At 64.1% G+C, this 9,865-nt stretch carries 16 protein-coding genes and 1 pseudogene; 14 read left to right on the top strand and 3 right to left on the bottom strand.

Annotated elements, in window-relative coordinates:
- Positions 1 to 290: hypothetical protein (locus tag EOA23_RS36110; protein ID WP_210212504.1), on the bottom strand; the 290-nt coding region annotated here is incomplete at its 3' end.
- Between the two features lie 155 nt (positions 291 to 445).
- Between EOA23_RS36110 and EOA23_RS27530 the strand changes: the two genes are divergently transcribed.
- The 6 genes and pseudogenes from EOA23_RS27530 (at position 446) to EOA23_RS27555 (ending at position 5,329) form a co-directional block, all read left to right on the top strand.
- Positions 446 to 802 (top strand): hypothetical protein, encoded by a 357-nt coding sequence (locus EOA23_RS27530; protein ID WP_127306462.1) that lies wholly within the window; start codon positions 446 to 448, stop codon positions 800 to 802.
- Positions 789 to 1,202 carry a hypothetical protein gene (locus EOA23_RS27535; protein ID WP_127306463.1) on the top strand — a complete coding sequence of 138 codons (414 nt, stop codon included), beginning with the start codon at positions 789 to 791 and terminating at the stop codon, positions 1,200 to 1,202. Before EOA23_RS27530 ends, EOA23_RS27535 begins: the two co-directional genes overlap by 14 nt.
- On the top strand, positions 1,150 to 1,890 hold the full coding sequence (locus EOA23_RS27540) for a terminase family protein (RefSeq protein WP_245474360.1): 741 nt from the start codon (positions 1,150 to 1,152) through the stop codon (positions 1,888 to 1,890). The genes EOA23_RS27535 and EOA23_RS27540 overlap by 53 nt, the downstream gene beginning before the upstream one ends.
- A 204-nt stretch (positions 1,891 to 2,094) precedes the next feature.
- Positions 2,095 to 2,448, top strand: coding sequence for a hypothetical protein (locus EOA23_RS27545; protein WP_127306465.1), 354 nt, complete (start codon positions 2,095 to 2,097; stop codon positions 2,446 to 2,448).
- 200 nt (positions 2,449 to 2,648) lie between these two features.
- Positions 2,649 to 2,936 (top strand): annotated as a pseudogene (locus EOA23_RS27550) (terminase family protein); the annotation flags it as partial.
- 11 nt (positions 2,937 to 2,947) lie between these two features.
- Positions 2,948 to 5,329 (top strand): hypothetical protein, encoded by a 2,382-nt coding sequence (locus EOA23_RS27555; RefSeq protein ID WP_127306466.1) that lies wholly within the window; start codon positions 2,948 to 2,950, stop codon positions 5,327 to 5,329.
- Here EOA23_RS27555 and EOA23_RS27560 read toward each other — a convergent pair.
- Positions 5,326 to 6,066 carry an FkbM family methyltransferase gene (locus EOA23_RS27560; protein WP_189341726.1) on the bottom strand — a complete coding sequence of 247 codons (741 nt, stop codon included), beginning with the start codon at positions 6,064 to 6,066 and terminating at the stop codon, positions 5,326 to 5,328. The genes EOA23_RS27555 and EOA23_RS27560 overlap by 4 nt on opposite strands.
- A 366-nt stretch (positions 6,067 to 6,432) precedes the next feature.
- On the opposite strand from EOA23_RS27560, the gene EOA23_RS27565 reads away from it, so the two are divergent.
- The 7 genes from EOA23_RS27565 to msrA all read left to right on the top strand — a co-directional run bounded on the left by EOA23_RS27565 (position 6,433) and on the right by msrA (position 9,058).
- Positions 6,433 to 6,612 (top strand): hypothetical protein, encoded by a 180-nt coding sequence (locus tag EOA23_RS27565; protein WP_127306468.1) that lies wholly within the window; start codon positions 6,433 to 6,435, stop codon positions 6,610 to 6,612.
- A 23-nt stretch (positions 6,613 to 6,635) separates the two neighbouring features.
- Positions 6,636 to 7,388, top strand: coding sequence for a glycosyl hydrolase 108 family protein (locus EOA23_RS27570; protein WP_127306469.1), 753 nt, complete (start codon positions 6,636 to 6,638; stop codon positions 7,386 to 7,388).
- A complete protein-coding gene (locus EOA23_RS27575) occupies positions 7,385 to 7,588 on the top strand; it encodes a hypothetical protein (RefSeq protein WP_126061382.1) in 204 nt (67 codons plus the stop codon). The genes EOA23_RS27570 and EOA23_RS27575 overlap by 4 nt, the downstream gene beginning before the upstream one ends.
- Before the next feature lie 109 nt (positions 7,589 to 7,697).
- Complete coding sequence (locus EOA23_RS27580; protein WP_127306470.1) at positions 7,698 to 7,937, top strand: ABC transporter permease; 240 nt, start codon at positions 7,698 to 7,700, stop codon at positions 7,935 to 7,937.
- On the top strand, positions 7,922 to 8,116 hold the full coding sequence (locus tag EOA23_RS27585) for a hypothetical protein (RefSeq protein ID WP_126061380.1): 195 nt from the start codon (positions 7,922 to 7,924) through the stop codon (positions 8,114 to 8,116). The genes EOA23_RS27580 and EOA23_RS27585 overlap by 16 nt, the downstream gene beginning before the upstream one ends.
- A complete protein-coding gene (locus EOA23_RS27590) occupies positions 8,116 to 8,439 on the top strand; it encodes a hypothetical protein (protein WP_127306471.1) in 324 nt (107 codons plus the stop codon). Before EOA23_RS27585 ends, EOA23_RS27590 begins: the two co-directional genes overlap by 1 nt.
- A 97-nt stretch (positions 8,440 to 8,536) precedes the next feature.
- Positions 8,537 to 9,058: a peptide-methionine (S)-S-oxide reductase MsrA gene (gene msrA, locus EOA23_RS27595; protein ID WP_127306472.1), complete on the top strand. Its 522-nt coding sequence runs from the start codon at positions 8,537 to 8,539 to the stop codon at positions 9,056 to 9,058.
- A 206-nt stretch (positions 9,059 to 9,264) separates the two neighbouring features.
- Here the strand turns inward: msrA and EOA23_RS27600 are convergent, their stop codons facing one another.
- On the bottom strand, positions 9,265 to 9,459 hold the full coding sequence (locus EOA23_RS27600; RefSeq protein ID WP_127306473.1) for a hypothetical protein: 195 nt from the start codon (positions 9,457 to 9,459) through the stop codon (positions 9,265 to 9,267).
- 169 nt (positions 9,460 to 9,628) lie between these two features.
- Here EOA23_RS27600 and EOA23_RS27605 point away from each other — a divergent pair.
- Positions 9,629 to 9,865 (top strand): hypothetical protein (locus EOA23_RS27605; RefSeq protein ID WP_145966498.1); only part of this gene is annotated, 237 nt, incomplete at its 3' end.

The raw sequence follows: 9,865 nt of genomic DNA on the forward strand, positions 1-9,865 counted from the left end.
AGTTCGCGGTCTGGGCCATCGCCGCCGTGGCGAGGCCGATTGTCAGGGCCGAAGCCGCGAGAATCTTGGTAAGCATGATTCTTCTCCTCTGTTGCGAGACGGTTCGTCTGTTGCAGGGTCTGTCGCGTCTGCGACTGAGGGTGGAACCCGTCGGGCCACGGGTTGGTTCCGACAAAAATTCGCGCCGCTTGTGGTCTGCGGTTCAATCCCTGGCTGTGGCGCATCGGGTTTTTTGCCAGCAGATCTGGGACAAAGGCTGGTTTCAGGAGGATAGGAAAATATGCCTGCAACCTCTTGCCCGGTGGGGGCAGCTATGCTACTATTTTGTCCATGGTGCTGATTTGCGCCAACGATCCGCCGCGAGGCGGGTTTTGTTTTTCGGCCATCCATTTCTTTCGAGCGCTGGCGCGAAGGAGCGTGGCCTCATCATTCTGCCCGAGGCTGCATGCCACGCTATGCCACCATCATCACCGCCGATGACGGCGCCGAGATCGTCAGCGCCATCGGCGCGTTCGAGGGCGCGGATCCGCCGCGCCGCACCGGGCGCGTCGAGCAGGTCGCGCCGGGCGTGCGCATCGGGATGGTGCGCGGCGGACCGGTCGACGCGGTCGCCGGCTTCGGCTTCCCGCGCCCGGGTCTCGATGCCTCGGTGGTCCTTGCCGCGACAGCGAAGCTGAAGGCGATTGCCGCGCCGGCCGTCGATGGCGAGCCTCCGAGGCGCCCCAAGCCGCGCAAGAAGCCGGCGCGCAAGCCGCGCAAGGCAAGACCAACGAAAGCGACACCGTCCGATGCCCAGGGCTGACACCGGCAAGGCCGCGAGCCGCAAGCCTGCCGACGCGAAGCGGGCGAAGCCAGCACCGGTTCAAGCCGCCGCCTGCCGCAAGCGCCCACGAAAGACGCTCGTCGACGACTTCGCAGCGGCGTTGCGCGCCGATTTCCGCGCCCATGGCGCCGGCGTCATCGCGGCGGTCCGCGCCGAAAAGCCCGACCAGTATCTGAAGGTCGTGCTGACGCTGCTGCCCAAGGATTTTGCGGCCAGCTCGGAAAGTTTCGATGCCGATAAAACCAGTCTCGAGCAACTGAGCGATGAGGAGATCCGCCACCGCATCCGCGGTCTCGAGGCGAGCCTACGGCCACTCCTCGACAACGATGCAGGCCTATCTGGCGCTGCTCGAGGAGTTGGACCGAAGGCGGCGCCGTAACCTTCTTGCCGCCTACGCGCCATACGAAAGGCAGGCCGCCTTTCATGCCGCGGGCGCGACCTACCGCGAGCGCCTGTTCATGGCCGGCAACCAGCTCGGCAAGACCAGGGCAGGGGGCGCGGAATGGGCCATGCACCTCACCGGCCGCTATCCCGACTGGTGGGCGGGCAAAGTCTTCGACCAGCCCGTCAGGCTCTGGGCCGCCGGCGTCACCGGCGAAGGCACGCGCGACAATCCGCAGCGCGTGCTGATCGGCCCGCCGCAGCAGCAGGGCGAATGGGGCACGGGCATGATCCCGGCCAATGCCATCGCCGGCACCGTGATGGGCCGCGGCGCGCCCGGAGCGCTGGACAGCGTCGTCGTGCGCTGGGGCGGCGGCGGCGACATCCAGGCCGGCGAAAGCGTGCTCTCCTTCAAGAGCTACGAAAAGGGCCGCGAGAAATGGCAGGGCGAGACGCTGCACGGCGTCTGGTTCGACGAGGAACCGCCGCTGGACATCTATTCCGAGGGGCTGACGCGCACCAATGCCACCGATGGCATCACGATCGTGACCTTCACGCCGCTGCTCGGCATGAGCGATGTGGTGCTGAGGTTTTTGAGCGCTGAAGCGGTTCAGAACTTGGGTTCCTCGCCCCCGCAAGGCGGGGGAGAGGTGGCCGCGCAGCGGCCGGAGAGGGGGATTTCGTAGGGCGACAAGCTTGACGAGCAGCTTTCCGTTCTTTGTCAAACGCTGGCACCACCTCTCTCCGTCGCGGCTTCGCCGCGCCACCTCTCCCCACTTGCGTGGGGCGATGAACGAGCGCTTCGCGAAACCGCGTCGAAACCATGATTTGCGATACCGCTTTGGCCACAACCGGAGGTCGAGTAGCTTCCGGCGCGATCCGGAGCCGACATGCGACCCCTACCAGAACTGCTTCTTCTCTGCGCGCTGCTCTCCGCCTGTTCCGGCTCCAGCGGCGACTGGCGCGCCGATGCGATAGCGGCGGCGGAAGCCAGGATGCGCGGCCTGGTCAACAATCCGGAGGCGACCTTCTCGCATGTCGATCTCACCGGCGACAGCGCGACCGGCCAGACCTGCGGCGTCGTCACAAGCAAGGTCGGCATCTTCACCAAGCAAGCGCGCTTCATCATCTATATCGACGGCGCCGGCCCCTATGTCGAACCGGGCCTCGGCTCGTCCATGTCGCAGGCCGATTTCGACTGGGCCTGGAAGAATGATTGCCTCAACGAGGGATATAAGGGTTGAGCTTTGTTCCTCGCCCCGCGCGAAGCGGGGGGAGAGGTGGCCGCGCAGCGGCCGGAGAGGGGGCCTTCGTAGAGCGATACGTTCGACGAATAGCCTCCCTACTCTTCCATCAAACGTCGGCGCTGCCCCCTCTCCGTCGCGGCTTCGCCGCGCCACCTCTCTCCGCTCTGGCGGGGCGAGGAACTGGAGTTGCCATGTCCCGCCATGTTACCTTCATGACCATCGACGATGCCGGCCACTACAGCCCCGAGCAACGCGCAGAGATCATCGCGGCCTATCCCGAGCATGAGCGCGAAGCCCGCGCGAAGGGCATTCCGGTGCTGGGCTCCGGCCGCATCTTCCCGGTGGCGGAGGAATTGATCGCCTGCGAGCCGTTCAAGCTGCCGCGCTGGTGGCCGCGCATCGGCGCGCTCGATTTCGGCTGGGACCATCCTTCCGCCGCCGTCGAGCTTGCCTGGGACACCGAGGCCGATGTCGTCTACGTGACCAACGCGAACCCGTGCGCCTGGCGACGACCGCCAACATCACCCTTTACGGCCTGCAGACCATCGACGGCGCGCTGACGCAAGTCGGCGACCGCGTGCTGGTCAAGGACCAGGCCGACCCGACCGAGAACGGCATCTACACGGCGAGTGAGGGCCAGTGGTTTCGCGCCGCAGACGCTCGCACCGCGCGCACGGTGCAGAAGGGCACGACCGTGCATGTGCAGGAGGGCGCCGTCTCGGCCGATCGCGTCTATGCCTTCGAGACGCTGGACCCGGTGATCGGCGCCGACCCGATCACGCTCAGCTTCTATCTCTCGCAGGACACGCTCGGTGACGCTGTGGATGCCGCCAATGCCGCAGCGGCGAGCGCGGCGGCCGCGCTGACCTCCAAGAACGCCGCTGCCACCAGCGCCACCAGCGCGGCGGGCTCGGTGACAGCGGCGGCCGGCTCCGCCACCGCCGCGTCCACTTCCGCCACCAATGCCGCGGCGAGCGCCACCAATGCCGGCAATTCAGCGACGGCGGCGGCCGGCTCCGCTTCCACGGCTGCCGGTTCGGCCACGAGCGCCGGAACTTCGGCAAGCGCTGCTGCCGGATCGGCTTCCGCCGCCTCGAGTTCGGCCACCGCCGCTTCCGGCTCCGCCACCAACGCCGCGATCTCGGCCACGAACGCTGCGGCGAGCGCCGTCGCCGCCGCCAACGCCGTGGCGGCGCTTGGCTACACCTTTTCCACCAGCACCACCGATGCCGACCCCGGCAACGGCACGCTGCGATTGAACAATGCCAGCGCCGCCTCCGCCACCGCGGCCTATATCGACAACCTCGATTCCAGCGGCGCCACGGTGAGCGGCGTGCTGGATACGTTCGACGACAGCACCAACACCATCAAGGGCCAGCTCACGCTGCGCTCCAAGGCGTCAGCCGCAATCGCCTATGTCTACAATGTCACCGGCTCGGTGGTGGACGGGACGGGCTATCGCAAACTCACGCTGGCCTATGTCAGCGGCGCCGGCACCTTGCCCACGACCGCCGACGGCATCTGGCTGATCTTCACCCGCGCCGGCGACAAGGGCGCGGATGGCACCGGCGTCGGCGACTTCACCGGCCCGGCCTCCTCGGCGACCGACAACATTGTGACCTTTGCGGGCACGACCGGCAAGGCGGGCAAGGATAGCGGGGTGGCGGTGGGAAGCTTGGTCGCCGGACCCGCCTCGGCCGCAGCCGACAACATCGCCACGTTCAACGGCACGACCGGTAAGCTGGTGAAGGACAGCGGCGTGGCGGTGGGAAGTCTGGCGACCGGCCCCGCATCCGCGACTTCCGGCAATTTTCCCAGTTTCAATGGGACCGGCGGCAAGGTCCTACAGGACAGCGGTGTTGCTGCGAGCAATGTAGCCTTGAAGGGATCGTCGAACACGTTCTCGACATCCCAGCAGATCACCTTGACGGGAGCGCAGCCTATCGGGGTCAGCGGCGGGCCAGCGCTGGGCGCCTATGGCCTCATGGTCAACGCTCCGAACAATGCGGGCGCCGCCGCCTTTATCACCTTTCAGCGAAGTGGCAATTACGCAGCCAACTTCGGCATCGATACCGACAACAAATGGAAAATGGGCGGCTGGTCTATGGGGACAGTCGCCTACGAAATTCTCAACCAGACCCCTATCGGCTCTCGCAAGAACCTAAAGATCGTCACCACGTCGATCACGGCGAGCACGATCACCGCCGATCAGATCGTTCTTGACGGCCCTGCGGGCACCTATCGAGCCACGTCCGTCAACGTCTCCTATTCCACGGCGGCCTCTGGCGCGAATGGCCTCGATACGGGCGCGATGGCCGCAAGCACCTGGTATTACGAATGGGTCATCTACAACGGCACCACTGTCGCTGCTCTCCTATCGCTCAGCTCGACCGCGCCGACCATGCCGGCCGGCTACACCTTCAAGGCCCGCGTCGGCGCGATCTATTATGATGCTGGATCGAAGCTGCGGTTCAAACTGCAGTATGCCCGTCGGGCGCAGATCGTGGTCGGAACAAACCCGACTGCACTCCCAATTATGGCTTCTGGTTCAAGCGGCAGCCCGACTACGCCGACGTGGACGGCCGTTGCGGTTGGAAACTTTGTTCCGTCGACCGCCGCAACAATCAGAGTGGCATTGTCCGGTTTCTCGTCTGGGCCGACGACTTACATCATTGCGGCCCCTAATAACAGTTATGGCGCGGCAACATCCTCGACTAACCCGCCGCCGCTACAGGCCGCCATCAAAAACGGTGGTGAAGCAATCGGCATATACTCAACTACACAAGGAGAATTCTTCCTGGAGAGCACCAACATCTACTATGCCAGTGCCGCCGCAGCGTCAGCTTTAGCCGTCCTCGGATGGGAGGACAATCTTTAGGCAAAGAGGATGTCGACCGTCCTTTCGGGCGTGCATAGCTCGGCGATAGGGCGAAATTCTATCTGTCGATCCGATACAATGGCGGCCACGACGTAGTGCTCGGCCAGGTAGCTGAAGAATTCGCGAGATTTGATCCGCCCGTAGACATGAGCGTTGAATTCGATGCAAAGCGGAATCGCGCGTTCTACGACGGGCGACATTCCAGCCACAGCTTCGGCTTCAAATCCCTCTACATCGATCCACACCAACCCGAGATCAGCGGGGTCAAGTCGCCGGTTGCGCAAAACGGATTCTATGGTCACGACCTTAACCGGGACCGACTTATCGCCGTTCGACGTATTCGTGACTTTATGGCCGCCGCTGTTGGTTGTGTTCGCGTTTAAATAGAGCGTCCCCATCTCTGCTCCGGCCGCAGCCCGCACAATATCAACCCGATCCTCGAATCCATTCAGGAGAGCGTTCATCTGCAAAGTTCGAGCATTCGCGTCGTCAGGCTCAATGGCTATCACACGTGAAAATGCGCCAGAGGCCAAAGCATAAATAGTCTGTGTTCCGATGTTGGCACCCACGTCGAGAAATATCTTTGGATCTGTTATGCGGCCAATATCCCTTAAGGATGCCAATATATTTTCGAATTGCGGACGGTGCCAGCTTCCGTGCTGGAGAATGGTTCTCCCAATCGGGTCGTCGTTCGGATTGAACGCCATCCGGTGATCGCCGAAGTCTTGTACGAGCATTGGGTATTGCTTCGACACCTCCCGCCGAACAGCCCACATAGTCGAAGCTGGACGAACTAATACTGCGTCCCGCACGAGGCGTATGGACCGTTCAATGCGCCTAAGCGGATTAAAAGGAAGCATGTTCCGGTAAGTTCCCCTTGCTGCCATTCAACTTCGATAGCTCACAGATATCTGAAGGAGCAACATCTAAATGTTCTGCTACTCAAACAATGGCGCCTCGATGCGCGCGGTCGATCCGAGCTATGCCGCCCAAGCTGGCGAAGTTCTTTTCCTCGACTATGCTACTGAAGCCCAGCTTGCGCGAAATTCCCCGCTTACGCCCCGCCCGCGCCATCGCGCCCGACCGTACCGAAATCAACCGTGATGGCGCGGGTAACGGCGGCCGGCAAGATGGCGGCAGCGCAGAGTGCCCTTTGGGCCCAGCCCGACCAGTTTGCCAAATGGTTCGCGCCCGATCAGCCAAGCGTCAACTGCGATGATCAGGCGACGGTGGCCTTCATCTCGGCGCTAGGACTCGATCCAGCCGTCATCCTCGCTCCCTGACCATCTGAACATCGAGGTATCCCATGGACCGCAATTTCGGGCGGAGCCTTTCGCTCGTGCTCAAATCCGAAGGGCTTTGGTCTGACAACCCTGCCGATCCGGGCGGCGCCACCATGAAAGGTGTCACGCTCGCCAATTTCCGCCGCTACGTGAAAGCAGATGCCACCAAGGCTGAACTGCGCAGGATCTCAGATGACCAGGTCGCTATGGTCTACCGCCGCTTCTACTGGGATGCCGTGGCGGGCGCTCTGCTCCCCGATGGCATCGACTACGCCGTCTTCGACTTCGCCGTGAACAGCGGCCCGGGCAGGGCGGCGAAATATCTTCAGGCCGTGCTCGGCGTTGTCCAGGACGGCCGCATCGGCCCGGCCACGTTGGCGGCCGCGGGGGCAAAGCCCGCCGGCGTCGTCATCGACGCGCTTTGCGATGCGCGGCTCGCCTTCCTCGAAAAGCTGTCGACCTGGCCGAGCTTCGGCCGGGGCTGGAGCGCGCGTGTCGCCTCGGTGCGCCGGCAGGCGCTGCTGATATCGGCCGCGCCGCTGACGACGACGGTATCCGTGCCGTCGGCGCCAGCATCCGCCGATGCTGTGGCGCCGACCGCGCCGCCCGCCGGCGCAGGGCCGCATACCGGCGCTGAGGCGCCGGCCGCGCCGCCCGAATCCGTGTCGCCCGCCAAGGCAGCCGGCATCCTCGCTTTGATCGCGCTGGCGCTCGGCGCGCTCACCGCCTGGGCCGCGCATCTTCCCTGCAATCTCCTCGGAGTGTTCTGCCAATGATTGCCGTCATCATCCGCATCGCCCTGCGCTATGGCGCGGGCGTGCTTGTCGCCCGGGGCCTTCTGGGCGCCGACGATGCCTCGGCGTTTTCTGCCGATCCCGATATCCAGATGGCGCTGGAGACCGGTCTTGGTCTTGCCATCGCCGGCGCGGCCGAGTGGTGGCATCTGCTCGCGCGCCGGTTCGGCTGGGAGCACTGACCATGGAAAATCTGCAAGGTCTGCTCGCCGCCTGCATTGAGGCCGCCAGGCCGTATGTGGTCGTGGGCGCCGCCTGCTTCGCCGCCGGCCTTGTCATCGGGGTGCTGCTATGAGCGCTCTGCTGGCATGGCTTCTCACCAATCCGACGATCCTGGCCATCGGCGCCGGCCTTGTCGGCGCGCTCGGCTGGGGCTTTCACCAGCGCCTTGCCGGCGCAAGGGCCGAACGCGGCAAGCAGGCAGAGGCGGAGGCCGTGGCCCGCAATATCGCCGACCAGGTCGACAACGACATCGGCGCCTTGCCGGCTGAAGCGGTCAGGAAGGAGCTGAAGTCATGGGCAAGGGATTGATCCTCGCAGCCACCGTCGCCGCCCTTGCCGGCTGCACGACGGCCAGGGGCGGTTTCTGCGCCGCTGCCGCGCCGATGCGCCTCTCCGCCAGGGCCGTCGAAACGCTGTCGGATCAGGAGGCGAGGGCGCTGCTTGCGCACAACCGCAAGGGCGAGAAGCTCTGTGGCTGGAGGCCGTGATGCATGACATTTTCGATCTTCTGGGCATTAAGGGCCAGGTCGTGGCGGCGGGGCTCGCCGGCGGCGTGTTGCGGGCGCTGTCGCGCCATCGCTACAAGCTGCGCGAGATGATTGCCTCGCCCATCTGCGGCGCCTTGGCCGCCGCCTATCTGACCCTGCCTGCCGTCGCCTGGGTCCAGGCAAGCGGCCTGCCGATGCCCGACGCCGCCGACGACACCACCACGCTCGCCGCCGCCTTCCTGATTGGGGTCTCGGCCATGTGGATTTCGGACATCGTCTTCGAGCTGGCAATCCGACGGTTCAGACCGACTTCGAATAGCTGATCGTGCAGGATCGAAATCGCGCTCGGCATGTTCCCCGAGCCGCTGGAAGAACCCGGCCACAACGCCTATTTATGGAGCAATCCAAAGGAGGTTTGACATGGCTTCTTCCACCGAGCGCGCAGTCCTTGCCGGCGGCTGCTTCTGGGGCATGCAGGATCTGATCCGGCGCTTGCCCGGCGTGGTTTCAACCCGGGTCGGCTACAGCGGCGGCGATGTCGCCAACGCGACCTATCGCAATCACGGCACTCACGCCGAGGCAATCGAAATCATCTTCGATCCGGCCAGGACCAGTTTCCGCACGCTGCTCGAATTCTTCTTCCAGATCCACGATCCGACGACGAAGAACCGCCAGGGCAACGACATCGGCATGAGCTATCGCTCGGCGATCTACTACACGAGCGACGAGCAGAAGCGGATCGCCGAGGACACGATCGCCGACGTCGATGCGTCCGGCCTGTGGCCCGGCAAGGTCGTCACCGAGCTTGCTCCGGTGGGCCTCTTCTGGGAAGCCGAGCCCGAGCATCAGGACTATCTGGAACGCTATCCCAACGGCTACACCTGCCACTTCGCGCGGCCGGGGTGGAAGCTTCCGGTCCGCCAGAAGGCTGCCGCATCATAGATTGGCGGCGAGGCTATCGCATTTAGCCTTGCTCATCCAAGCAAAGCCCTCCATGCCGAAGAGGCATGGCGGGCTTTTTTGCGTTCAGGATGCTGCGCTGGGCTTGCGCGATTCAGCCTCTGGCGCAAACGCTGAACCGCTCCAGGCATCGATCTGGGCAATTCCGCACGGAAAACCGCGGCGAGCATCAAATTGCCTTAGGCGGCTCAGCCCTTGGCGCGGCGGCTTTCATGTTCGTGGGCGCCGATCCAGTGGGCGCGGATGCGGTCGCTGGCCTCGAGATAAGCCATGTCGATGAGATAGGTCAGGAGTTTTTCGCCGTCGGCTTCGGCCTTCTGGCGAAGTTCTCGCAATATCCCCTGCGCAAACTGCAGGTTTTCCATTTTGCTAGGCTGGTCCATGGGTGCCCCCCGAATGTCTGCGCGGTAAGTCTGGATCACTATGCTTGTATGAAAGTTGTGACACCGTGCGCGGTGCGGCTGCCCGCGGTTGCACTGACGCCCGGCCAGCGAACCTGTTGGACATTGTGCGGAAATGTCGATATTTTACGCGCCCAATCGGATAGCGACCATGAACGAAGACGAGGGCAGCACTCCTGACAAGTTGCAAGCCATGCTTGACGTGATTGCCAGGAGCGAGCCCTCGTTCGAAAACGGGCAAGTCGATTTCGGCCGCTTGAAAGCCGATGCCGTCCGGGCAGCCGGGGTGCTGATCGAATTTTACGGCGATGCGGCGCTTGAGCGCGCCAAGCTCATCGAGCACCGATCGCCGCAATCGCATTTCGCGCGCATGGTCACGGCTGAGGTC

The organism is Mesorhizobium sp. M2A.F.Ca.ET.042.01.1.1 (assembly GCF_003997405.1).
Taxonomy (GTDB): domain Bacteria; phylum Pseudomonadota; class Alphaproteobacteria; order Rhizobiales; family Rhizobiaceae; genus Mesorhizobium.